Consider the following 24287-nt stretch of genomic DNA (forward strand, 5'->3'; position numbering starts at 1 on the left):
ACCGGTCAGTTCTCGCCGCGCGCGGACGGCAGCTGGGCCTGGATCAGGTTCATCACCGAGGAGTCGGCCAGCGTGCTGGTGTCGCCGACCTCGCGGCCCTCCGCGATGTCGCGGAGCAGACGGCGCATGATCTTGCCCGAGCGGGTCTTCGGCAGCTCGCTGACCACCTTGATCTGCTTCGGCTTCGCGATCGGGCCGAGCGTCTTGCCGACGTGGTTGCGGAGGTCGGCGATCAGTTCCTCGCTGTCCGTCGCGGTGCCGCGGAGAATCACGAAGGCGACGATCGCCTGCCCGGTGGTGGCGTCGGTGGCACCGACCACGGCGGCCTCGGCAACGGCCGGGTGACCGACCAGCGCCGACTCGACCTCGGTGGTCGAGATGTTGTGCCCGGAGACCAGCATCACGTCGTCGACCCGGCCGAGCAGCCAGATGTCGCCGTCCTCGTCCTTCTTGGCGCCGTCGCCTGCGAAGTAGCGGCCCGGGAAGCGCGACCAGTAGGTGTCGATGTACCGCTGGTCGTCGCCCCAGATGGTCCGCAGCATGGACGGCCACGGCTCGGTGAGCACCAGGTAGCCGCCGGAGCCGTTCGGCACCTCGTTGGCCTCGTCGTCGACCACGGTGGCTGCGATGCCCGGGAGGGCGCGCTGAGCGGAACCCGGCTTGGTCTCGGTGACGCCCGGCAACGGGCTGATCATCATCGCGCCGGTCTCGGTCTGCCACCAGGTGTCCACGATCGGGGCCTTGCCGGCGCCGATGTGCTCGCGGTACCAGATCCACGCCTCGGGGTTGATCGGCTCGCCGACGCTGCCCAGGACACGCAGGCTCGACAGGTCGAACTTGGCCGGGATGTCGTCGCCCCACTTCATGAACGTGCGGATCGCGGTGGGCGCGGTGTACAGGATGGTGACGCCGTACTTCTGGACGATCTCCCAGAACCGGCCCTGGTGCGGGGTGTCCGGGGTGCCCTCGTAGATCACCTGGGTCGCGCCGTTGGACAGCGGGCCGTACACGATGTACGAGTGGCCCGTCACCCAGCCGATGTCGGCGGTGCACCAGTAGACGTCGGTTTCCGGCTTCAGGTCGAAGACCGCGTGATGGGTGTAGCTGGCCTGGGTGAGGTAGCCGCCCGAGGTGTGCAGGATGCCCTTGGGCTTACCCGTGGTGCCGGAGGTGTAGAGGATGAAGAGCGGGTGCTCGGCGTCGTGGGCCTCGGGGGTGTGCTCGGTGGACTGACGCGTGGTGATCTCGTGCCACCAGACGTCCCGGCCCTCGGTCCAGGAGACCTCCTGGCCGGTGCGGCGGATCACCAGGACGTGCTCGACCTCGGGACACTTGGCGAGCGCCTCGTCGATGGCCGGCTTGAGTGCGGTCGGCTTGCCACGGCGGTACCCGCCGTCGGCCGTGATCACGACCTTGGCGTCGGCGTCCTGGATCCGGGAGGCGACGGCGTCGGCCGAGAAGCCGCCGAAGACCACGGAGTGGGTGGCACCGATCCTGGCGCAGGCGAGGATCGCGACGACCGCCTCGGCGATCATCGGGAGGTAGACCGCCACCCGGTCGCCCTTGGTCACGCCGAGCTCCAGGAGGGCGTTCGCGGCCTGCGAGACCTCGTCCTTGAGCTGGGCGTACGTGATCGAGCGGCTGTCGCCGGGCTCACCCTCGAAGTGGATGGCGACGCGGTCGCCGTTGCCGGCCTCGACGTGCCGGTCGACGCAGTTGTACGCCACGTTGAGCTTGCCGTCGGCGAACCACTTGGCGAACGGCGGGTTCGACCAGTCGAGCGTCTCGGTCGGCTCGACCGCCCAGCTGAGTCGGCGGGCCTGCTCGGCCCAGAACGCCAGGCGGTCCTCAGATGCCTGCGCGTACGCTGCCGCGGTGACGTTCGCGGTGGCGGCGAGCTCCGCGGGCGGCGCGAAACGCCGCTCCTCCTTGAGCAGGTTGGCCAGGCTCTCGTTGCTCAACGCGCACTCCTCATCAAGTCTTCTTATGCCGGATTATCCCGTGCGTAGGGATTGTCCCGTGTGTCCCAGCGAACAGCTCACCAGGCCAACTGCCATGTTGACAAGAGGCTCAGGTGAATTGGTGTAGACCTTTGATTGCTGTGGATCCGAACCGTGCCTGCCGTGCGGCCGACCGGCAGCCGCTGGGCGGACACGGAGCGGCTCGGAGGTGACCGTTCGCGTTCGTGGGGCGACCGCCGCGAGAACACGGAGTCGTAAGGAATGGGATCTACCCGCCGCCGGCCCGGTGTACTCGGGCCCCGGGCCGGGGCCGTCGCGCGGTGTGCAGGAGGGAGCGTTCGTGCAGGTGCGCGCTGCCGGGAGCCTTGACGATCCGTCCGGTCGGTACTCCACTGAAAGTACGGGCCGCTGGCGTCCTCATCGGCCCACCTGTCGGTGCACCGCTCCTGCATGGGGGATCAGCCATGCCTGGAACTCCCGCGACACCTGCGGCCTCCTCTCCCTCGACCACCCCTCTCCCCCCTCCCCAGCCCGGCGACTTCGCCGTGGTCCGCATGGGCGGCAGCGTCGGCCGCCTGATCAGGATCGGACAGTGGCTGAACGGCGACGGTTTCGCCGACTACGAGCACGCCTTCGTCTACGTCGGTGACGGCGAGTTGGTCGAGGCCCAGCCCGGCGGTGCCGTGCTGACACCTCTTGCCGACTACGAGGGCCGGCCGATCCTCTGGTCCACCGGGCACATCGTCCTGGACGACGAGCAACGTCGGGCCGTCGTGGCCGCCGCCCGTGGCTACCTCGGCGTCCCGTACAGCGCGGCCGACTACTTGGCGCTTGCCACGCACCGCTTCCATCTACCCGTCAGTCCGCTGCTCAAGGGATTCGTGGCGGACACCCGGCACATGATCTGTTCCCAGCTCGTCGACCAGTGCTACCGGGACGCCGGCGTGCGACTCTTCGCTGACGGCAGGTGGCCGGGGTACGTCACCCCGGCTGACCTCGCCCGGCTTCTCCGGTCCTGAGAGGTCGTACCCGGGCCGTTCCCGGGCCGTTCCGGGGCCGTTCCGGGGTCGTTCCGGGGTCGAAACGGGGGTGCTCCGCGCCGGGCGGGGCACCCCCGAGAGCCGGTGACGATCCGCCGGGGGCGTGCCGCCGCTCAGGCGACCGCTGGTTGCTCCGACTCGTGCCGCCGGTTCGCCGGTCGGGCCTGCGACCCCTCCAGCGGCCAGCCGTCGAGCGGGTCGTTCGGCCGGTCCCCCGGGCGGTCGTCCAGCCGGTGGTCCGGCCAGTCCTCCGAAACGGAGATGAACCGGTTGTTCTCACGGTCCAACACGTACGCCTGGGCGGTGGCGAAGTCGAAGTACATGCCCACCAGCCGGAGCGTTCCCGCGTCCACTCGTTGCTCGACCGCCGGGTTCGCCAGCAGCTGGTCCAGTTGCTGGACCACGTTGGTGATGCAGAGCTGCTCGACCAGGTCGACCACCGGCCGGCCGGTGAACTCGGCGGGGGCCCGCTTCAGCCGGGACAGGGAACCCCGGCCGTTGCGCAGCCAGCGGGCGAGCGGCGTCGGCGGACCGGGCAGCTCGTGCACGCCGTCCAGCAGGGCCTTCATCGCGCCGCAACCGGAGTGCCCGCACACGGTGATGCTGCGTACCTGCAGCACCTCGACGGCGTACTGCACTGCTGCGGCCACCGAGTCGTCGGCGGCGCCGGGCTCGAAGGGGACCGGCGCCAGATTGCCGACGTTCCGGACCGTGAAGAGGTCGCCCGGCCCGCTGTTGGTGATCATGCTGGTGACCAGGCGGGAGTCCGCGCAGGTCAGAAACAGCTGTGAGGGCGTCTGCCCCTCGCGCGACAGCCGCGCCAGCTCCTGGCGGACGAGCGGTGCGGTGTGTTGCTGGAAGCCCCGGACGCCGTCGAGCAGGCGGCCGTGCGGATCGTCCAGATCCTGCTCGATGCAGTGGTGCCCCACCCAGGGAGTCCAGGCCCGGCAGCGGTGCGGGCCCGGGGAACTGCCCGACCGTACGGTGCCGTCCGGGTCCAGTACCTCGTCGTCATGGCGCTCGGTCAGCATCGACACCCGTCCGCCACCGGCCTGATGCCCTGTCCGCCACACGTGGACCTGTTCGAACGCAGCGTGGTCGAGGAACGACCCGTCATGACAGACCGTCACCCTGGCGCCGGCGGGAATCGCCGCCAGGGCGCGGCTCAGCCGGGGTACGGCGGTGAAGGTCAACGGGCCGTGCGTACGGACCGTGTAGGAGCCGTCGGGCTCGGCCAGTACGTCGACATGTGCGCGGGTCAGCCGGTAGAGGGCCAGCAGGACCGCCACCGATCCGCCGAGAAGCACCCCGGGCGGGACGCCCAGCAGGACGACGCCGAGCACCGTGGCGAGGTAGACCGGGAACTCCCGGTGCCGGTGGACCCGCCGGATGTGCGCGAAGCTGACCATCTGGATGCCGACCATCAGGACCAGCGCGGCCAGCGCGGCCAGCGGGATGTGGCGCAGCCCTCCGGCCAGCGCCAGCGCGGCGAGCAGGACCCAGAGGCCGTGCAGTACGGCGGACCAGCGGCTGGCCGCTCCGGCCCGGACGTTGGCGGAGCTGCGTACGGCGCCGCCGGCCACCGGCAGCCCGCCGAGCAGGCCGGTGACGACGTTGGCCGCCCCCTGGGCTCGGAGCTCACGGTTCAGGTCGCCGGGGCGATGGGTCATCCGGTCCACCGCGACGGCGGAGAGGAGCGACTCCACGCTGGCGACGGCGGTCACCGTCAGCACGGCGGCCAGCAGCGCGGGCCAGGACCGGCCGAGGAGTTCGAGGGTCGGCACCGTGGCGAGGCTGTGCTCGCCCCAGGTGGGCAGCTCGACCCGGGCGAGGGTGAGGCCCAGCCCCAGTGAGAGCGTGGTGCCGGCCGCGACGGCCACCAGGCCGGCGGGGATCCGGGCCAGCCTGTCGCCGACCCGCCCGGCGGCGCCCGGCAGCCGGCCCAGCCGGGGCCAGCCGCAGAGCACCGCGATGGCGAGTGCCCCTACGGCGAGTGCAGGCGGGTGCGGCCCGGAGAGCTGGTGCGGAAGGGCGATCAGATTGGCGAGCGCGGAACTCTGCGGCGAGCCGCCGAGCACGACGTGCAGTTGGGCGATCGCGATGGTCAGGCCCACGCCGGCCAGCATCCCGTGGACGATCGCGGGCGATACGGCCAGCGCCGTACGGGCTACCCGCAGCGAGCCCAGAAGCAGTTGGAGCACCCCGGCCGCAGCGGTGACGGCGCAGGTGGCCTGCCAGCCGTACTGGGCGATCAGCCCTGCGGTGATCACCGTCAGTGCGGCGGACGGGCCGCTGACCTGGAGCGGAGTGCCGCCCAGGCTGCCGGCCACCAGGCCGCCGACCGCCGCGGCCACCAATCCGGCGGTCAGCGGAGCTCCGGTGGCGAGGGCGATACCGAGCGCGAAGGGTACGGCGATGAGGAACACCGCGACGGAGGCGGGCAGATCGCGCACCAGGATCGTCCGGCGCGAACCGGCGGGTGACGGGCCGCCCGCCGGGACGCTCGCCGGGACGCCCGGCGGGGCGTGGTCGGTGGTGTCGGAGGCGATGGGCGCGCCGGAGATGTCGAGGGTCATGTCTTCCCGTCTTTCCGGGGGAACGAACGCAGTCAGGTCCGGGGGTGGTACGTGGAGTCGGATCGGCTGTCGTGGGTCGCGACGGTGTGGCGGGATGGCGAAGGCGCGGCGGAGGGTGTCACGTCCGGGCCCTGAACCATCAAGAGTTGGTAAACTGAGAGTAATGAGATCTTTGCACAACGTGAAATCCGGCGGTAGGGCTGAGGCGCCGATTCACCCCTACGGGTGGTGGTCGAACCATTCGGGAATCGGTCCCGAGAAGTGGCTGGACAAGGCGAGAGGGCCGGTGGCTCCCCTCGGGGGGAACTGCCGGCCCTCTCGGGTGCGGTGCGGTGTGCGGTCGGGTGTGCGGTCAGGCGTGCGCGCCGTCCCGCTGGTCGGCGCCGAGCACGAAGCCGGGGTCGATCTGGCTCCCCAGATCGATGCCGACCTTGGCGTTGCCCCAGCTCTGCGCGTTGCGAAGGTGGAAGGTGACGGCCTGTGCGGTGTAGCGCTGCGGGTCGCGGTCGGCATGGGCGCGGTCCGCCTGCTGCTTCAGGGTTTCCAGAACGGCGCGGTTCGCGGGCTCCAGTAGCTGCAGCGGAGGCTCGGCGCCCTGTTCGAGCCGGCGCACCCAGTCGGATTGGCCGAAGACCGCCAGTAGGTCGTCGCCCACCTCGCGCCGGAGGAAGGCGAGATCGTCGGGCCCCTGCACCTTGTTGCCCACGACGTGCAGTGCTACGTCGAAGTCCCGGGCGTACTCCTTGTACTGCCGGTAGACCGAGATGCCCTTACGGGTCGGCTCGGCCACCAGGAAGGTCAGGTCGAACCGGGTGAACAGGCCGGATGCGAACGAGTCCGAGCCGGCTGTCATGTCGGTCACCACATACTCCTCCTGACCATCCACCAGGTGGTTGAGCAGCAGCTCGACCGCACCCACCTTGGAGTGGTAGCAGGCCACACCGAGGTCCTCCTCGGTGAACGCGCCGGTGGCCAGCAGCCGAACCGACCCTTCGTCCAGCGCGATCGGCCGGGCGCAGCTCGCGTAGACCGGGTTCTCTTCGACGATCCGCAGCAGGCGCGATCCGCGGCCGGGCGGCGTTGTCTTGATCATCTCGTCGGCCGAGCCGATCAGCGGGTTCCCGCCGCGCAGGTACTCCTTGATCTGGGGCAGCTGGGCACCGAGGGAGGGGAGGTCGGCTGCCTGGTCGTCGCTCAGTCCGAGTGCCGGGCCCAGGTGTTGGTTGATGTCGGCATCCACGGCGATGACCGGGTAGCCGGCGGCGGCCAGATGGCGGATGAACAGGGCCGACAGTGTGGTCTTCCCGCTGCCGCCCTTGCCGACGAATGCGATCTTCATCTGAGACTCCGGCTCTCACTCAAGCGTCCGCCGGCGCTCGCGCCGGAACGTCCTGGAAGGTTCTGGGGTGTTCTGAAGTGCTCTGGACGTACTGAAGCTGTGCTGCCACTGCGCGCGGCGGGGCCGACCGGGACGGGGTCAAGGCACCCTGAACTGTTGTTGGAAATCGTTATCGTCACCGATAGTTGTCATGCTAGCGGTGGTTTGGGGGGCCGTACCGGCGGGAAGCGAGGATTGCCTCGAACGGGTGATGGCGGGGTTGCTGTGCCGACTGCGTCAGGAGAGTCATTACTCTCGGGTAGGTGAGCACTGGAACAGATCCCCTCGCCCCACTGGCCGACCTCCCCGGCGTACCCGAGGCCGTCGCCGAGGTGCGCAAGGCCGTCGACCGGTTGTACGGCCACCGCGTGATGCGCCGCCGAGCGCCGGAGGTGACCTCCGAGGCGGCCCTGCGCGGCGCCAGGGCCTCCGCCGCGCTGGACGGGGCGGACTGGCCTCTGGAGGAAGTGCGTCGGCGCAGCGACTTCAGCGCAGATCCCGAGGCCCGCACGGTGGGTGGCGCGCTGCGCATCTCGGCCGAGGCCGGGCAGCTGCTCAGCGTCTGGCGTCACTCGCCGCTTCAGGTGCTGGCGCGGCTGCACCTGCTCGCCGTCGGCGACGCGGACGAGTCGGCAGGCCGCCCCAGGCTGCCGGGGGAGGGCGCCGCGGCACTCTTCCCGCTGGAGCTGAAGGCCGCCGATACCCTGCCCCACGACCCTGGCCACGAGGCGCACGCCGACGGCGCAGCCCACCACCACGGGCCCGCCGATGGCGAAACCACCCAGGGCGATGATGGTCCGACGGGGTTGCCCGAGCTGCCCCCGGCGCCGTCCGCCGAGGAGGCCACCGCACGGCTGGAGCAACTCGCCCAGCTGCTGGCGGCCCGTACCGAAGGCAGTTCGGGCGGGACGCCCGCGCTGGTGGTGTCGGCGGTGGTCCACGGTGAGCTGCTGGCGCTGCGCCCGTTCGGCTCGCACAACGGGATGATCGCGCGTGCCGCACAGCGGATCGTCCTCGTCGCGGAGGGGCTGGATCCGAAGGCGATCTGCCCCGCCGAGGTCGGCTTCGTCGAGCTGGGCACGGTCGCGTACCGGCGTGCGCTGCAGGGCTATCTCAGCGGAACCGCCGAGGGGATGGCCGCTTGGATCGTGCACTGCGGCGAGGCGCTCCGGCTCGGAGTGCGGGAGAGCACCGCGGTGTGCGAGGCGATGCAGCGCGGGATGGTCTGAGCCGGGCGATCCCGTCGTGGGCGGCTTGAGCCGGGGCGGTCCGGGGCGCGGGTCGGGGGCGGACCGTGCCCCGGACTGCAGGCGTGAGGCGTGACCCGCCCCCGACCGCAAACGCATGAATGCGGCGGCACCTGATGAAGCCGGGTGCCGCCGCTGGTACAGGTACCGAGTTACCAAGCATGCACCGGAAGTGCCCATCAGGCGGGGATCCTGCCCGTTCACCTGGTGCGGCGGCCCGACAGCGGGTCGGCTGCATGTGGGTGCTCAGTTATCTGCACTCGGTCCGTGGGGCCTGAACTGCGTTGTCGGTTTGACCTCTTCAGGTCCTGACCGGGTCTCGCGGGCCGTAACTCATTTCTATCGCGGTTTGGGGAAAAGGGGAACCCGAAACGAGAAGTCTTTACCTTTTGTCCGATTCGGCCCAGGGGTGTTGGCCCAGGGGTGGCGAGGGTACCCGGATGCCTCCCCGGGGCCGTTCAGCCGTCAGCCCACGGGTGGGCGTCGCCGGGACGCGTACCAGAGCGCCCCGGCCGTCACCAGCGCGGTGCCGACGGCGACGGCGATCACCACGGAGCGGCTGGGGGCGGAGAACTCCGGGAGCCTGCGCCGTAGTTCGACCGGGCGGTCGAACAGGAGCACCGGCCATTCGCGGGCCAGCGCCTCCTTGCGCAGCGCGCGGTCCGGGTTGACTGCGGAGGGGTGGCCGACCGCCTCCAACAGCGGCAGGTCGGTCACCGAGTCGCTGTAGGCATAGCAGTCGGCCAGGTCGTACCCCTCGGTCTCGGCCAGTTCGCGGATCGCGGCGGCCTTGTTCTCCGCGTAGGCGTAGTACTCGATCTCGCCCGTGTAGCGGCCGTCCTCGATCTTCAGCCGGGTGGCGATGACGCGGTCCGCGCCGAGCAGCGCCCCGATCGGTTCGACCACCTCGGAGCCGGAGCTGCTGACGATGACGACATCCCGGCCGGCCGCGTGGTGCTGTTCGATCAGCGAGGCGGCCTCGTCGTAGATGATCGGGTCGATCAGGCCGTGCAGCGTCTCGGCGACGATCTCGCGGACCTGCTGGACGTTCCAGCCCCGGGTGAGTGCGGACAGGTACTCGCGCATCTTCTCCATCTGGTCGTGGTCCGCACCGCCGGCCAGGAAGAGGAACTGCGCGTAGGCGCTCTTCAGTACGGCGCGACGGTTGATCAGGCCGCCCTGGTAGAACGGGCGGCTGAATGCCAGCGCGCTCGACTTGGCGATGATCGTCTTGTCGAGGTCGAAGAAAGCGGCGGTTCGTGCTACTCCGAACGGGTGGCGCTGGGGCGCGGCGACGGCGGGTGCGATGTCGTTCGACGCGGAACCGGGCGCGGAGTTCCCGTCGCGGTCCGCGATGTCGGCGTTCTCGGTGGTGTCCACGGGAACCGAGGATAGAGGGAGGCCCAAAACTCCCCGCCATTCGGCGTACACCTGGGCGCGCGGGTTTGTGTTTCTGGGCTCTCGGGTACACCATGGAAGTCACGGATCGTTCGCGACCGTGCTAACCCGGTCCGGCTCCTCCCCCCCGAGTCGGACCGTGGATAGACGACCCCCGCTCTCCCCCCCGGCGGGGGTCGTCGCACGTCCAAGGCCATTTCTCGGGCTTTTGGGCGCATGGGGGATGACTCGGAGTGGTGTTCGCGCCGCCGGTGAGCTCTCGGCCGCCGGGCGGCGGCCATGACCGACTCGTTACTCTGAGTGATTGATTTCGTCGTGCGCCACGGCGGCTCCTGGTGCCTCCGAGTGGATCGCCGTGCCCCCTCGGCCTGCTGTCGGGAGCGGTCGTCGCACTGTCGATAGCGTCAATTCTTTACGCAATTTCCCTCGTGTGAGTGAACAAAGTTATCCACAGCCCCGAGTTGTCCACAGGCAATCGGAAGGGGGCTGACGGATTCCGCTTCAGCCCCCACCGTGGTGACCGGGCAGCCGCCATCCCCGCTCAGGGGAGGCACGGCTGACGCCCTACCGGCAGGTGGCCGGCCCGAGCAGGCGGGGTCGGCCACCTGGACAGCACCTCACCGGGGGAGACACTCATGTCGACACCGACCACCGACCACACCCCTGCGGACCGGGCCGGACTGTCGGGCCCGCTCATCGTCACCGAGAACGAGGCGCTCGCCGAGCACCTCCTGCGGCTCTGCGCCGCCGCCGGGGCCGACCCCCAACTGCTCTGCGGTGCCCCGCCGCCAAGAGGGCTGTGGGAGAGCGCCCCGCTCGTGCTGGTCGGCGACGACCTCGCCGAACGCTGCGCGGGCCTGACCCGCCGAGCGGGTGTGCTGCTGCTCGGGCTCGACCTCGATGACTGCGAGGTCTGGGTACGAGCCGTCCAGCTCGGCGCCGAGCACGTCCTCTTCCTGCCGGACGCGCAGGCATGGCTGCTGGACCGGATCGCGGACGCGGCCGAGGGGGTGGGGCCGCCCGCGCTGACCGTCGCCGTGCTCGGCGGCCGCGGCGGCGCCGGGGCCTCGACGCTGGCCTGTGCCCTCGCGATCACGGCGGCGCGCTCCGGCCACCGCACCATGCTGATCGACGCCGATCCGCTCGGTGGCGGCCTCGACGTCCTGCTCGGTGGCGAGAGCGCCGGCGGCCTGCGATGGCCTGACCTGGCAGCCTCCCGAGGCCGGGTCAGCGGCGCCGAACTCGCCAGGGCCCTGCCCGAGCTGCACCACCTGACAGCCCTCTCCTGGGATCGTGGCGACACCCTTGCCGTGCCGCCCGAAGCCATGCGAAGCGTGCTGGCCGCCGCTCGACGGCGCGGCGGCATCGTCGTCCTCGACCTGCCCCGACACCTCGACCCGGCTGCCGGACAGGCTCTCGAACAGGCCGACATCGGGCTGCTGGTGGTGCCGTCCGAACTCCGGGCGATGGCGGCAGCCGACCGCGTGGGGGCGGCCGCCCAGATGAGGATCTCGGACCTGCGGGCGGTTGTCCGGGTGCCGGGTCCGGCGGGTCTGGCAGGCGCGGAGATCGCGAGGGGGCTTGGCCTGCGACTGGCCGGAGAGCTCCCGCAGGAGCCCGGTCTCTCGCTGGACGTGGAGCGCGGATCGCCCCCGGGCATTCGCGAGCGCGGGCCGCTCGCCCGCTTCTGCGGCAGCTTCCTGGACGAGGCGATGCCGCCCGCGTCGGCGGCGACGGCCGACGGAGGTGTGCTGTGACGGATCGTCTGCGGGGCCCGGGACGAGCGGACGGGGCCAGGAGCACGACCGGACCGCACCGCCGTCGCCTGAGTTCGCGGTTCCGACCGCTGGCACGCGGCCCGGAACAACCGGTGCCGGGCGATCCCGGTGCCGACCGCCGGTCCACCGGGCCGAAGGACCGGGGCAACTCCTTGGCGGGCGGCGGTGCGGCGAATGGTGCTGCGGCGAACGGCGCTGCGGTGGGTGGAACTGTGCTGGGAGGCGCGGCGGTGAGTGGTGCTGCGGCGAGTGGCGCGCACGCCGCCGGTGGTTCGGTGGCCAGTGCCGAAGAGCGTGCTGCAGCGCTGGTCGACGCGGTGCGCCTGCGGTTGGCGGAGGCGGGCGCTCCGCCCACGAGCGGCTCCGTGGCCGCCGCGCTGAGGGCGGCCAGGCCCCCGCTCGGGGGTGGTGATGCCCTCGATGCCGTACGGGTGCTCCGCTCCGAACTGATCGGGGCCGGGCCGCTCGACCACCTGCTGGGCGAGCCCGATGTCACCGACGTACTGGTGAACGGACCTGACGAGGTGTGGGTCGACCGAGGTTCAGGTCTCGAACGAGCGGTGGGTATCCGCTTTCCCGACGCCGCAGCGGTGCGGCACCTCGCCCACCGCCTGGCCACCGCCGCCGGGCGCCGACTCGACGACGCCCGGCCCTGGGTCGACGCCCGGCTGCCCGACGGGACCAGGCTGCACGCCGTCCTACCGCCGATCGCCGCTGGGTGCACCCACATCTCGCTACGGATCTGCCGCTCCCGCCCCTTCACCCTGGACGAGTTGGTGGCGAGCGGATCGATCCCGGCAGCCGGAGCCGAACTGCTCTCGGACATCCTCCAGGCGCGACTGTCGCTGCTGATCAGCGGTGGTACGGGCACCGGCAAGACCACGCTGCTCGCCGCCCTGCTCGGACTGGTCGGTCCGGGCGAGCGGATCGTACTCGCCGAGGACTCGGCCGAACTCCGGCCGGACCACCCCCACGTGGTCCGCCTGCAGAGTCGCCCACCGAACCAGGAGGGGCTCGGCGAGCTCACCCTCAGGGACCTGGTCCGGCAGGCGCTCCGGATGCGCCCCGACCTGCTGGTGGTCGGTGAGGTCCGTGGCGCGGAGGTGGTCGATCTGCTGTCGGCGCTCAACACGGGCCACGGCGGCTGCTGTCGGACCGCATCAGAGATTTCATCTGCACGATCAATCCTTCATCGCTATTTCAATCGCACGGTCAATCTTTCAACGGACCGCGCTACGCTCACCCCTGCCGTTGCCGGCCACAGGCCAAGGGGGAAGCACTGACAGCACCCGACCGCTTCGCGCCGCGCCGCCTGCCGAGCGTCCTCGCCCCGCTACCCGGTGAGTCCCTGACCAGCTGGGTGCACGCACTCGCCCGTGACCAGGCCCGTAGCGCAGTACAGGCAGCCCGACAGGTCGGGCTGTTACCTCCCACCGCAGCACCAGAGCCCGGTGCTGGACTGGGCCACCGCCACCGCCACCGCATTCCCACCCTCACCGTCCACGTCGACGACCCCACTGCTGCCCGCGTCACCGCGACAACCGGCCTGCCCCCCGAAGCCCTGCGCGCCATGACCTTGGAGCGCTACGCCGGTACCGTCCTGGACCTAGACCGGGCCCACTGGTGGCGCGGCGCGGGCCGACTGTCCGAGTGGATCGACCACACCGCCGTGAGCGTCTGCCCGCCCTGCCTGGCCACCGCCGCCGACCGGTGGCCGCTCGCCTGGCTGCTGCCGTGGTCGTTCCTATGCCTCGACCACCGCGTCTACCTGGTCGGCCAGTGCCCGCGCTGTGCTGCACCGCTCACCCCGGCTGGCGTGGCGGCCGGCGCCTGCACGGGGCGTCCGAGTAGGGCGAGCAACAGAACGAAGCTGAAGCCACCTTGCTGCGCTGACCTCACCAACCTTCCGACCACGCCGGTCCGCAGCTACCGAACGGTACAGCTGCAACGCGCACTGCTCACGGCTGCTGACGCGCCAGCAGACCAGCGCCCGGCCGCGCGCGAGCGCTTCGGTGACCTTTGGGTAGCCGCCTGCGCCGCCATGTTCACCGCTGACCCCCGTGATCTCCACGGTGCCGACGATCCCGTGCGCGACGCGTTCGCCACCTTCCCGGACACTGTCCGGGCTGGCACACACCGGAAGCACCAGCCACCCCTGATCCGGGCCGCGCTCGCGCTCGCCGCCGACACCATCCTGAGTGCCCCTGACCCGTTCGACGCGGTTGTGGTGATGGCCCAGCGCAACCAGCGACCCGAGTGGAGCCTGCAACTCGCCGCAGCGTGGCGCCCTGGCGCGCTGCGCCCGGCAGCCGGGCGGGGCGGGTTGCGTGTCCAGAAGATCCTCCAGGCCGCCCACCCGGGCGTCGTTGGGGGTCGCGCGCTGCTGATCGCCCCTGGCGCCCGACCAGAGACGCAGGCCGAGCGACGCGCGCGCCAAGCCACTGGCGAACCGGACACCTGACCTGCGAGGTTGAGCAACGCAGTCGGCGGCTCATCGCGGTGGCGCCCGGCCATCAGGTGTGGGGCGTCGGCTTCGCAGGCCCACGGCCAGTCGGCGGTCACGACTAGCGAAGTCACACAGCTGCGGCGTACTCAGCGTCTTCGCGTTCGCGCTCGGCCACGACCTCGGGATTCGTACACAGGTGCCCTGACGGGCAGGCGTCGCAGCCCTTCACGTCGAGCCACCCGGACGCCTTCACCTCTTCGACCAGTGCGAGCGCTTCGGCTTCCGTCTCGACCCGGCCGAGTTCAGCGAGTGCCCAGGGCTCCGGCTCAATCCCCTCGGCCTGGTGCATCCGCAGCAGCATCAGCATGCCGTACGCCTCCAACGACAGGTCGTCCAAGGCTCCGTTGGGGGTGCAGGTGGACGGCACGATTACCCGGGAGCCATCTGGGTTCCGGGGCGCCGGTGCCCGGCGAACGATGATCGGCGTCTCCGTCCATCGCCGTTCTCGGCCTGCTCGCTGTCGAGCTTGCCGCTTCGCCTTCGTGCTCGTGTTCTTCGTCCGTCGCATGATCGCCTCCGCAAGATCGTCAGTTGAACCCTCGCCGAACGTATCGGCCGGTCCTGACGGGGAGTTGATCGTTCAGCCGCACGTCTGGTGTCGATTGGGCCAGTCAGACCAGCGGGCGAATCAGCGAGTCGTATCGGGGAGCATCCGGGTAGGGCTGCATCTCGCCCATCCACCGGTATCCCCACCGCTCGTAGAGCGCCCGGACCTTCGGGTGCTCCTGCTCGACGAGCAGGTGTGAGCGCTCTTCGATCCGATGGTTCATCAGCTCTTCGTGCAGCGTGCGGGCGATCCCGGTCCCGCGCCACTGCCGGCGGACCATGACTTCGCACAGCGCGAACGTCCGGGTGTCCGTCTCTGCGAGCTCGTCGGCGGGGGCCGGAGTCAGCAAGCCGTTCCACCGGTAGGCGGCGGTCCGGGCGAAGCCGTACGAGTAGCCGACCGGCTCGCCGTCGACGTCCCCGACCGCGCACCCCCAGCGCGGGGCGGCTGCGTGGTTGCGAAGCCGCTCGGTGAACCGCTCGACGGAGAAGAACGGGTCCGTCTCAGCCTCGCTCCGGTAGACCTCCGCGTACACCGCGATCAACTGGTCCTCGATGGCGGGGAAGTCGGCGGCTGTGCAGTAGGTGACGGTCAGAGTCGCGGCGGCGTCCACGGTCCGGTGGCCCCTCTCAGGTGGTGGTCAGCACGTCGTACCGTTCCACGAACGCGGCTGTCTCGGGAAGGTCGGCACCGGCCACGTTGTTGCGGAAGCGGTTCAGGCGCACGGCCCACCGTGGGCAGTTCACGGCCCCGTACAGGTCGAGTGCCTGCCCGGCGGTGTCGACGGCCTGTTCCGGCCGGCCGGCGCCAAGGTGGCATTCGGACAGGTGGACCAGCTTGGCGAAGCGGTTGCGGCGGAACTTCGGGTCGAGCAGGGTCATGCCCTGCTCTTCCTGCTCGGCTGCTTGTTCGGGGCGTCCGAGGTCCATGTGTGCCATGGCGGCGGCGCCGAGCAGTTCACCGGGGCCGACGAACGCCAGCCACGCGGGCGCGGTGCCGCCGGCCTGGTCGAGCAGCACGTCAGCGCGGGCGAGAGCGCTGCCGCAGCGGGAGCCCTCGCCAGTGGCGGCGTACCCGAGTGCCAACCGGCCGTGCAGGAGTGCGCTCAGTCGCGGGTCACGGCCGCTGCGGGTTGCTTCCAGCGCGGCGCGGGCGATCGTCACGGTCTCCATCCCCCGGCCGAGCTCCCACGACTGCCGGGACATGTACGACCAGATCCGGGCTTGAAGCATGCGGTCCCCGGACAGCAGCGCGTCACGAAGGCCGGCGTCGAAGTTGCGTCGGGCGCGGTCGTGGTCGCCGCTGTCGAAGGCGAACCAGCCTGCGGAGGCGTGGAGCTCGCCCTGAACCCGGTACAGGGCCTTCTCGACGTTGGGGCCGTACAGGCACTGGCCCATGGCGTTGCTGATCCGGGACACGTAGCTCTCGGCGACGTCGGCGAGTTGTTCGCCGCCGTACGCGTCGTCGACGGCGTGAAGCTGGTCGACGCTCTCGCGGATGCGCGCGACGTCGCTCATCCCTATCCGGCCGCCGGTGGGCAGCGGGGCGAACGCGAAGCTGAGCAGGTTGCCGGTGGCGGCGATCATGAATTGGCGGCGGAGCACGGGGCCTGTCTCCTGGCGGTCGGCGGGGGTTCCTGGCAGCAGCGTAGAAGGCCCGGAGAGGTCGGCCAGTTGCCGTGATCTGGAGTCGGTGATGGTGAAGCCGAGCCGGTCGCCGTCGATCTTGAACACGTAGCTGAGTGCGGCGATGTAGTGCAGGTGCGGCAACCCGGCCTCGCCGGAGAGCCAGCGGCGAACCTGCCGGTCGGTGGCGTTGCCAGGTGCCCCGAACAGGCTTTCTTCCGCCGAGTTGACCGCGTCCGCGAGCCGCTTCGCGGACAGGCCGTGCTCCTTCATGAGGGCCCGTAAGACCAGGTTCGGGTGCGCGGCCATCGTCTTCCCCCTCGGGTCCGGTAGGGGGACGTTACCCCCTGTCGCCCGGTCAACACGGGGCGAAAACGTCCGGGTACCCCGCACGAGCACCCCGTGAAACGTCCTATCTGACTTGCAAGATCCAAGAGTTGACTTACTGTCATCAGCCCGACACCGGGAGCAAGCGCCTCGCTCCCTCTTGGGGAAGGACGCCGGGCTGACGGTCAGCCGCACCGCACCCTGCGGCGCGGCCACACCACCGGCTCACAGGCCCCACAACCGGCCGCAGCCGACGCCCCCCGCACGGCCGCTGACCGGCGCGCCGCCGGGGAGGCCCACACACACGCAGCGCCTCCGGACACGGAGGCCATCCCGAAGGGAACCACTCAGATGAGCGAGCACACCACCACCACGGGCGGCGACGACGAGACCGGCGGCAACCAGGACCACGCCGACGGCAACGAGAACCACAGCACCGGCGAGTAGTCCCGCCCGCTGAAAGCCCCTCCCGGGCCCGACACCGGCCCGGGAGGGGCGCCGCCGGCCCCTGAACATCCATCGACCCCCAACGAGCGACGGAGTGCCACCCATGCCTGCCCCCGCGCCCAACGACCCCCACCGGCGCCACAGCCGGGCGGCGACCACCGACCGCACCCGCACCGACCCCGGCCAGCCCACGGCCGCCGCGCGGATCGTTCTCGACCTCCACCGCAACGTCGCCGGCGAGTGCGTCAGGGGCTGCGGCCCGTGGCCGTGCGACGCGGTCGTTGAGACCACCACCGGGGCCGGGCAGTGAGCGGCCTCCCTGCCCGCACGGCGGGGGCCAGCGTCCACCGCCGGAGAACGCCCGTGCCGAGCGCCTACTACGACGTCACCGCCCCGGGAACCGTGACCACGGTGTACGTCCCCGACGAGTCCCGTGCCGTCGCCCGGCACCGGGTCCTGGCCCAGCTCGCCGAAGGGCGCCGCAGACGGGCCGCACGGCGGTGGACGACATGAGCACCGCGAGAGTCGCCCACTGGACGCCCGAGTACGGCCCGGCCGTCCCCGGCCAGATGCGCCGGGCGGTCCGCGCGAAGCTCACCGAGTGGGGCGCCCGGCCGGACGACGGCGCCCTTCTGGCACTCGACGTCACCGTGTCCGAGCTTGTCACCAACGCGATCAAGTTCGGCGGGGTCATCGGGCGGCTGGACCTGTTCCTGTACCTGGACGACGAGACGATGACCGTCGAAGTGTGGGACGGCGAAGGCCCGACGCAGCCGCACATCCCCGACGCGGACGACCACGACGAGTCCGGGCGTGGCCTTCACCTGGTCAATACCCTGGTCGAGCGCCTGTGGTGCACCCGCGACGGGTGCGAGTTCGCCAAGAAGGTGTGCGCCGAGATCCCGTTGACCACTCCGGCCCGCACCGCTGATCACCCGAGGCCATCCGCCCTCGCCACGGCCTGAGCCAGCCCGACACGTGGCCAGTACACCGGCCGGACGGCCCCGGGTGCCGGCCCGTCACCAGCCCCCACGGCGCGGCCCGCGCCACCCCACAGCCCGCGCACCGCCTTTGCCCACCCATGCGAAGGAGACCACCGTTGCCCACCCACCGCGCCGCCGACCGCACCACCCGCCACGCCACCGTCCTGCCGCCCACGGCGCCGCCGGTGCTGGCCCTGGGGACCTTCGAGCGGGTCGGCTCGAACTGGCTCTCCGACACCCTGCGTTCGGTGATGCCACAGCACAACGAGCCGTTCCGGCAGCAGCTCGGCACGGACCACCCGCTGTCGCCGCTGAACCCGGCCCCGGCCGACGCCGGCGCCGAGCTCGGCGCCCTGGGGCGTCACCATCTGGCGTGCGCGGTCGCCGACCTGCACGGACAACCGCGCCACCTGGTCAAGGAGACGAACCTCTTCTTCACCGCGCACGCGGTACTCCAACTGCTGCCCGACTCCCCGGTGCTGGTCCTCACCCGCGCCCCGGTCGGGATCGCTTCCAGCTTCACGCGCGGGCGGCTGTGGGAGCGCTGGCGCTACGGCGAGCGGTACGACCAGCTCGTGCAGGTGACCGCTTTGCCACGCTGGAAGGAATGGGCGGCTCTGCTGCCGCAGGACGACCCCGAGGCGCCGACCGCACTGGGGCGCATGATCGCGGTCAACGCTCTGTTGCTGGCCCAGGCCCTGGCCGAGACTGGCCGCACCCATGCCCACCTGTCCTACGAGCGGCACGTCACCGCGCCCGCCGACGTACTCGCCGGGCTCGCCCGCTTCCTCGGTATCGCCGGGCCCTGCGACACCCCGGCCGGCCCAGACGCGGCGGCCGACGCACCGGCCGCTGCCGATGCCACGTTCGCCACCAACCGGCCACGAAGCGCCCTGGTCGCCGAGCTCCACCCCCGCGCCGCCGCCCTGGTCCGCCACCACGCCGCCGCGACCCTGGCACGTTCCGGACAGGTCGTCGATCCGCAAGTCACCTCAACCGCCGCTCATTGGCTGTCCGGTGACGACCAGTACGAGGTGCGCGAGCCCGCAGCGCGCCCCCGAACCCCGCGAACACCGCCGACCGAGCGGCGCATGCCGCCGGTCGGGTACCGGGCCGTGACGCGGGTTTCCTGGCGCAATCTTCTGGTCAGCAACGCCGAGATGGCCGAGCTGCTGAACGCTCTGCATGCGGCCGGGGCGCCGAACACGCGCGACGGTACGAACCTGCTGGTGTGCCCGATGCCTCACGAACGCGGCGGCCGACTGCACTTCGACGCCGGACGGCGCCGCTGGCGGGTCAGTGCCGGGTACGAGTCGCACCCCGCCTACTGGGTCACCTGGGCCGGCGCTGCCGCCGTGGCCGCCTGGTCGGGGGCCCGGCTGCCCACCCGCGCCGAAGCACTCGACGCCGCAGCGGACGCGCCGGCGCCGTTCAACTGCGGCTATGCGGTGGGCGACACGTCCCCGGTGGCCGAGCCCGGACGCGGCCCCGGACAGGTTCACCACCTGGTCGGCAACGTTCAGACATGGTGCGGCGACGGCCCCACCCACACCGAGGACGAGCCCGCACAGCGGTACCTGTTCGGCGCCGCGTGGAACACTCCGGGCACCCCGGAGGCGATCGGGGCGGTGCGCTCGCGCTACCTGCTGGGCTCCTCGCGCGGCGTCGGCGTGCGCCTGGTGCGCGACCCGAGCACCACGGCGGCCGACGAGCTCGGCGCGTGGGAGGTGGCGGAGCGGATCAACCGGTGGGTCGACGCTCTCGGCGGCCCGGCCCGTCCGGTGGGCGAGCTGGACCGCCACCTGATCACCGCGCTCGCCGGCCCCGGCGCGGCCGGCTCATAGGCCGATCGCGGACTTCGGGCCCATGTACGAACCGGCCCCGGGGAACCCGTCCTCGCACAGCTTCACGAACGTCTCGCTGAATCCCAAGCCGGTCAGCTCGCTGAGCTTGACGAACTCCACCCCCCGGATCGGGCGCGTGTCAGCGCCCTCGGTGACAGCCCCGACCCGGCCGCCGACCCGACGCGCCTCGAAGGTGATGTGAACGACATGAGCACCTGTGTTGTCGCACAGGTAGAGCAGCCGGCCGACCTCGATTTCCACGCCGGTCTCCTCCCGCATCTCCCGTTGCAGGGCCTGTTCCAGGGTCTCGCCGTTCTCGACCTTTCCCCCGGGCAGGCTCCACGACCGTGGCCCGTCGGTGTCCTGGTTGAGCAGAAGGATCGTGTCGTCCTCGATGACGATGCCCGTCACGCGTGTATGCATCCGCCGACGCTACCGGCTGCACGGCCGGGCCGTAGGACGCTCCGGTGAACGCGCAGAGCCCCACTGGCGTGGTGATCGCCGCCGGTGGACTGGGAACCCGGGTCGCCGGCTGGTCACCGTTCCTGCCGAAGGAACTTCGCCCCATCGGGGGACGGCCCGGCCTGCTGCACGTCCTCGAAGAGACCGCCGCCACCGGCGCCGAACACGCCGTGGTCGTCCACCACCCGTACTACGCGCCGCTCATCGACTGGACCCGTCAAGCCGTCGCCCCCGGCGCCCTCGCCCGCTACCAGGAACTCGCCCGACAGCCGGTCAGCGGCCAGCCGCCCACCGAGCGCATGCGGGTGGACTTCATCGCCCAGCACGGCCGCTACGCGGACATCACGTCGGCGCTCAACGGCGCCGAGCACCTGCGCACCGGGGACATCTGCCTTGTCTTCGCCGACAACGTCGACCCCGCTCACGCGGCTCTGTCCCACCTGATCACCGCCGCCTCACCCCGCACCCCGGCGATTCTGGCCGCCCCGTTCAACGTGCACGCCGCCGCGAGCCACGGAGTGATCATCTGCACCGGAACCGGGCCGGTCCGCACCATGGCCCGGCTCGTCGAGAAGCCCGACCCGGCCCACGCCGCGCAACTGGCCGCCGACCACGGCCCGGACAATCTCCGCCTGCTGCTGGGGCGTATGCGGCTGACACCGGGACTGCTGCACTACCTGTCCGCCGTCGCTCGGCACACGGTGGCCGAACCGAGACTGTCCCTCGCACTGGCCGCCTACGCCCGCCGCCACCGGGTCGACGTCATCACCAACGACCGGCCCATGGTCGATCTCGGTGCCCCCGAACCATGGGAAGCCGACCGGCTTCCCACATTGCGGTGACCACCCCGCAGTGGCCGGAGCGCACCGACGCGGCGGCGGGCGCCGGCGGTCAGCGGATGTTGGCGGTGATCCGGGCGGCGGCTTCCCGCGCTCGCTCGCGCCGCTCGGCCGCTTCGGCCGCCGCCGCTCGGTCGGCGGCGTCCTGCGCGGCCCGTGCTCGTGCCTGCTCGGCTGCTTGCGCCTCGGCCCACTCGCGCTCGGTGCGGTCCCGCTCTTCCTGCTCCCGCTGGGCGTACGCCTGCGAGACCCATCCCTCGGTGGCGGTCGCCGACGCGGTGACCGCAGCACCCGGGTTGGTCGTGCCAGCGACCCGCGCCAGTAGCGACAGCACCTGGTCGCACCCGTCGCGCTCCGTGATCCACGCGTCAGCCGCCGCCTCGCGCCGGGCGACGATGTCCGCCGACAGGCTGACGAAGCGCTCCCGTGCGGCGGCCTCACGGCCGACGCTGTCCATGTGGGACCGGACTTCGGTGAGGACGTCGGCGATGAAACCGAGCGCGGCGAACTGCTCTGCTGTCGGGCTCTGGCCGGCCTTCGGCTTGAACCAGGCCGCAAGCTCGATCAGATCGGCTTCCTGGTGCGGCAGGCTCCCGCTGGGCAGCGCGAGCGCGAGCGCGCTGACAGCCTGTTCGATCACATTGGCGGGAACGGTGCCCCTGCCAAGCCGGCGGCACGTGGCGGCGAGAGAGTTAAGCGGCGAGGTGGTCAAGGTCGGGGCCCCTTTCCGGTTCGACGCCGGGTCCGGCACCCCGGGCGACGCGGCACCAACCGCCGCATGTCGAGCATACGGCCCAACAAGCGACCTATCCGGACATACTGACGGTCGGTCCGGGGCCTCGCGGATCGTGGACGTACTCCTCTGCGCCCGCTCGGTGATCTGCTTGCTCCCGGCCCTTCTACTCACCCTTTCGTGGGTCGCCGCGTCGCGCTCGCCTCCATGATCGACATGCCGCCACGGTCCAGGCGGCAGGTCCGACACATGTTCCCTTCGGCGCCCTGGCGCGCCTTGGCCTATCGACAGGGCCGGCGCCGCGATCATGCCGGGCATGTTTGCGATCAGGGGCGACCGCTAGCCGGCTTCCTCTCTAGGGCGTCCTTGGAGCGCGGCAAGGACGCCCGCGACCTTGGGAGGGCGGTCGCCCGGCTCGGAGTTGATCAACAACTCGGCCAACTGCAATTGATCTTGACGGCTAGTCATATATTGCGAACTGTGCGCCGTTGTCGGACCCTCCCCTTACCCTTCGTAGTTCATCACTGTTACTCCAAATGGAGGCAGGGGCTTGGTCGACCTAGACCCACAACGGATCTTCAGCGGTCCACAGCGCCAGATCTTGTACCGCCAGGCCGAAGGTCTGTGCCGTATCTGCGGCTCCGAGCTGGGCATCGGATGGCACGCCGATCACCGAATCCCGTGGGCCGACGGCGGTCCAACCACGATTGAGAACGGGCAGGCCCTCTGTGCGGCCTGCAACCTTGCGAAAGGCCAAGCCATGGCGTACGTAGACCTGTTCAGCCCCCGCCCGTTCCAGCTCTCGGTGGCGGAGGCCGTCAAGGACGGCATCCAGACCGGCAGCCGTGACGTCACGGTCGTGCTGGCGTCTCCCGGCTCCGGGAAGACCCTGGCTTACCAGGCTCTGGCGACGCAACTGTTCAGGGACGGCCTGATCGACTTCATCGCTGTCTTCGCTCCACGGATCGCCCTCGCTCAGCAGTGCGAGACGGGGTGGATGCACCGCACCGGGGGAGTCATCGGCGCGGACTCCAAGTGTCTTCTTTTCGACCCGGCCAAGCGCTTCGGCATGATCCGACACCGGACCAACGAGGTCCCGCTGACCAGCCCGGCAGAGTTGGGAAGCGGCTTCGTTGCAACGTACAGCGCGCTCGCCATCAACGAGTCCCTGTTCGTGGAGTGGGCGAAGAAGCACCAGGGGCGGTTCTTGCTGATCGCCGACGAGGCTCAGTTCTGCGGTGCAGCGCGGAAGCCCGGTGATGACGACAACGGTGGCACGAAGGCCGGCGCGCTGATCACCAAGCTGAATGGGTACGCCCGTCACACCCTGCTGCTCACCGGAACGCCCTACCGGGCGGACAACCAGCCGCTGATCCTCTCGGAGTACGGCAAGATCAATGCGGACGGTCGGAAGCCTCTGATCTGCCACGCGGAGGCCACCTACGAGGACGGCATCGCCGAGGGCTACCTCCGTACCTTCGAGATGAAGTTGGTGGACGCCAGTGTGAGCCGGCGGACCCTCGGTGACCCGTCCGACCGGATGGCGGGTGAGCAGATGCTGACGTACAACCTCTCGGACGACGCTGACGGCTTGGCCGAGGTGTTGAAGGACCCGCGCGTCTGGCAGCCGCTTACCAACTACGTGGTTGACGCCGTGAAGGACAAGCAGAAGTTCCACCCGCAGTACCGGGGGCTGATCTCCTGTCAGGGTCAGACCGAGGCGCGGGCCGTGGTGAAGTACCTCAACGACCGCTACCCGGGGCTGAAGGTGGGCCTTGCCGTATCTGGCGATGGCCCGGCAGCGGCGACGGCGCTCCAGGACTTCAAGTCGACGCCGATGGACATTCTGGTGACGGTCCGCATGGCGTTCATCGGGTATGACTGCCCGGAGATCACGGTGGTTGGGATGCTGACCCACTACCGTGACGCCGGGCACTTGATGCAGCTCGCCGGGCGCGGCCTGCGGGTGTGGGATCAGATGCCGCCGCGCGAGCAGTCGTGCCGGATCATCGCGCCGGACGACCCGCGCATGAAGCGGTTCCTGGCGGTCCTGCGCAACGAGGTGGAGGAGGGACTGCGGCGGATTGAGGAGAGGGAAGGAAATGGGACCGGCGAGGTTCCGGATCCGCAGCTGCCGATCTCGTACATCGCGGGTGCGGAGGCCACCACGGCCCGGGTCGCCAGCAACGACGTCGACGTGGAGGCGGACGAGTTGTTCTTGATCGAATCCGCCAAGAGCGCGGTCGACTCGGGCGAGGACGTCTCGAAAATCAAGCAGCTTCTCGACCTCCTCTCGGTGAAGGTGCTAGAGCGGCCGGAGGTGCCGGTCCCGCGCACTGAACCGGAGGCACCGGCCCGCACACAGGTCCCCAAGACGGAGAAGCAGCAGATCGAAGACCGCAAGTCGAAGGCCGCCGCAGCTATCACGAAGCACCTGTACAAGCTCGGGTTCCCGCCTGGATGCGACGGTTACTCGGAGGTCGCCATGAAGATCACGGCGACCGTCAACGCCGCAGCTGGGGGACTCAAGGCATCCGAGATCCGCACCGTGGCACAGGCTGAGGCCCGGCTCCGCGCCGCCCTGAAACTGTGACCG

General features: G+C 70.7%; 20 protein-coding genes. 11 read left to right on the forward strand and 9 right to left on the reverse strand.

All coding sequences use genetic code 11. The features are described 5' to 3' along the window. Positions 1–5 precede the first annotated feature (5 nt). Positions 6–1961: an acetate--CoA ligase gene (gene acs, locus ABD330_RS09670; protein WP_344462958.1), complete on the reverse strand. Its 1956-nt coding sequence runs from the start codon at positions 1959–1961 to the stop codon at positions 6–8. Between the two features lie 464 nt (positions 1962–2425). On the opposite strand from acs, the gene ABD330_RS09675 reads away from it, so the two are divergent. Further along, positions 2426–2980: a hypothetical protein gene (locus tag ABD330_RS09675; protein ID WP_344462960.1), complete on the forward strand. Its 555-nt coding sequence runs from the start codon at positions 2426–2428 to the stop codon at positions 2978–2980. A gap of 134 nt (positions 2981–3114) precedes the next feature. Here ABD330_RS09675 and ABD330_RS09680 read toward each other — a convergent pair whose 3' ends face one another. Then, positions 3115–5577 carry a SulP family inorganic anion transporter gene (locus tag ABD330_RS09680; protein WP_344462962.1) on the reverse strand — a complete coding sequence of 821 codons (2463 nt, stop codon included), beginning with the start codon at positions 5575–5577 and terminating at the stop codon, positions 3115–3117. A 352-nt stretch (positions 5578–5929) separates the two neighbouring features. Next, entirely contained in the window at positions 5930–6916 is a 987-nt protein-coding gene (locus ABD330_RS09685; protein ID WP_344462964.1) for an ATP-binding protein, read from the reverse strand. Positions 6917–7218: 302 nt separating this feature from the next. On the opposite strand from ABD330_RS09685, the gene ABD330_RS09690 reads away from it, so the two are divergent. Then, positions 7219–8184 (forward strand): Fic family protein, encoded by a 966-nt coding sequence (locus ABD330_RS09690; RefSeq protein WP_344462966.1) that lies wholly within the window; start codon positions 7219–7221, stop codon positions 8182–8184. A 483-nt stretch (positions 8185–8667) separates the two neighbouring features. Here the strand turns inward: ABD330_RS09690 and ABD330_RS09695 are convergent, their stop codons facing one another. Beyond that, positions 8668–9510: an HAD family hydrolase gene (locus tag ABD330_RS09695; RefSeq protein WP_344463108.1), complete on the reverse strand. Its 843-nt coding sequence runs from the start codon at positions 9508–9510 to the stop codon at positions 8668–8670. Positions 9511–10235: 725 nt separating this feature from the next. Between ABD330_RS09695 and ssd the strand changes: the two genes are divergently transcribed. The 3 genes from ssd to ABD330_RS09710 all read left to right on the forward strand — a co-directional run bounded on the left by ssd (position 10236) and on the right by ABD330_RS09710 (position 13839). After that, complete coding sequence (gene ssd, locus ABD330_RS09700) at positions 10236–11357, forward strand: septum site-determining protein Ssd (RefSeq protein WP_344462968.1); 1122 nt, start codon at positions 10236–10238, stop codon at positions 11355–11357. 296 nt (positions 11358–11653) lie between these two features. Beyond that, positions 11654–12661, forward strand: coding sequence for a TadA family conjugal transfer-associated ATPase (locus ABD330_RS09705; RefSeq protein ID WP_344463110.1), 1008 nt, complete (start codon positions 11654–11656; stop codon positions 12659–12661). 29 nt (positions 12662–12690) lie between these two features. After that, a complete protein-coding gene (locus tag ABD330_RS09710; protein ID WP_344463112.1) occupies positions 12691–13839 on the forward strand; it encodes a TniQ family protein in 1149 nt (382 codons plus the stop codon). Positions 13840–13951: 112 nt separating this feature from the next. On the opposite strand, the gene ABD330_RS09715 is transcribed toward ABD330_RS09710, so the two are convergent. The 3 genes from ABD330_RS09715 to ABD330_RS09725 form a co-directional block, all read right to left on the reverse strand. Next, the gene (locus ABD330_RS09715) at positions 13952–14221 is read right to left on the reverse strand and encodes a hypothetical protein (RefSeq protein ID WP_344462970.1); all 270 of its coding nucleotides are present in this window, start codon (positions 14219–14221) and stop codon (positions 13952–13954) included. 274 nt (positions 14222–14495) lie between these two features. Further along, a complete protein-coding gene (locus ABD330_RS09720) occupies positions 14496–15044 on the reverse strand; it encodes a GNAT family N-acetyltransferase (RefSeq protein WP_344462972.1) in 549 nt (182 codons plus the stop codon). 16 nt (positions 15045–15060) lie between these two features. Next, a complete protein-coding gene (locus tag ABD330_RS09725; RefSeq protein WP_344462974.1) occupies positions 15061–16365 on the reverse strand; it encodes an NsdA family TPR-like regulatory protein in 1305 nt (434 codons plus the stop codon). 568 nt (positions 16366–16933) lie between these two features. Between ABD330_RS09725 and ABD330_RS09730 the strand changes: the two genes are divergently transcribed. From ABD330_RS09730 to ABD330_RS09745, 4 genes are all read left to right on the forward strand, one after another. After that, positions 16934–17140, forward strand: a complete 207-nt coding sequence (locus ABD330_RS09730; protein ID WP_344462976.1) for a hypothetical protein — start codon at positions 16934–16936, stop codon at positions 17138–17140. A 53-nt stretch (positions 17141–17193) separates the two neighbouring features. Beyond that, complete coding sequence (locus tag ABD330_RS09735) at positions 17194–17343, forward strand: hypothetical protein (RefSeq protein ID WP_344462978.1); 150 nt, start codon at positions 17194–17196, stop codon at positions 17341–17343. Then, a complete protein-coding gene (locus tag ABD330_RS09740) occupies positions 17340–17795 on the forward strand; it encodes an ATP-binding protein (RefSeq protein ID WP_344462980.1) in 456 nt (151 codons plus the stop codon). Before ABD330_RS09735 ends, ABD330_RS09740 begins: the two co-directional genes overlap by 4 nt. Before the next feature lie 134 nt (positions 17796–17929). Continuing rightward, entirely contained in the window at positions 17930–19657 is a 1728-nt protein-coding gene (locus ABD330_RS09745; protein WP_344462982.1) for a hypothetical protein, read from the forward strand. On the opposite strand, the gene ABD330_RS09750 is transcribed toward ABD330_RS09745, so the two are convergent. Then, positions 19652–20068 carry an NUDIX domain-containing protein gene (locus ABD330_RS09750; protein WP_344462984.1) on the reverse strand — a complete coding sequence of 139 codons (417 nt, stop codon included), beginning with the start codon at positions 20066–20068 and terminating at the stop codon, positions 19652–19654. The genes ABD330_RS09745 and ABD330_RS09750 overlap by 6 nt on opposite strands. Before the next feature lie 56 nt (positions 20069–20124). Here ABD330_RS09750 and ABD330_RS09755 point away from each other — a divergent pair, with 56 nt between their 5' ends. Beyond that, a complete protein-coding gene (locus tag ABD330_RS09755) occupies positions 20125–20961 on the forward strand; it encodes a sugar phosphate nucleotidyltransferase (protein ID WP_344462986.1) in 837 nt (278 codons plus the stop codon). A gap of 49 nt (positions 20962–21010) precedes the next feature. Here ABD330_RS09755 and ABD330_RS09760 read toward each other — a convergent pair whose 3' ends face one another. Then, the gene (locus ABD330_RS09760) at positions 21011–21670 is read right to left on the reverse strand and encodes a hypothetical protein (RefSeq protein ID WP_344462988.1); all 660 of its coding nucleotides are present in this window, start codon (positions 21668–21670) and stop codon (positions 21011–21013) included. A gap of 571 nt (positions 21671–22241) precedes the next feature. On the opposite strand from ABD330_RS09760, the gene ABD330_RS09765 reads away from it, so the two are divergent. After that, positions 22242–24284: an HNH endonuclease gene (locus tag ABD330_RS09765; protein ID WP_344462990.1), complete on the forward strand. Its 2043-nt coding sequence runs from the start codon at positions 22242–22244 to the stop codon at positions 24282–24284. Positions 24285–24287: the final 3 nt, after the last annotated feature.

Source organism: Kitasatospora kazusensis, from assembly GCF_039529945.1.
Taxonomy (GTDB): Bacteria; Actinomycetota; Actinomycetes; order Streptomycetales; family Streptomycetaceae; genus Kitasatospora; species Kitasatospora kazusensis.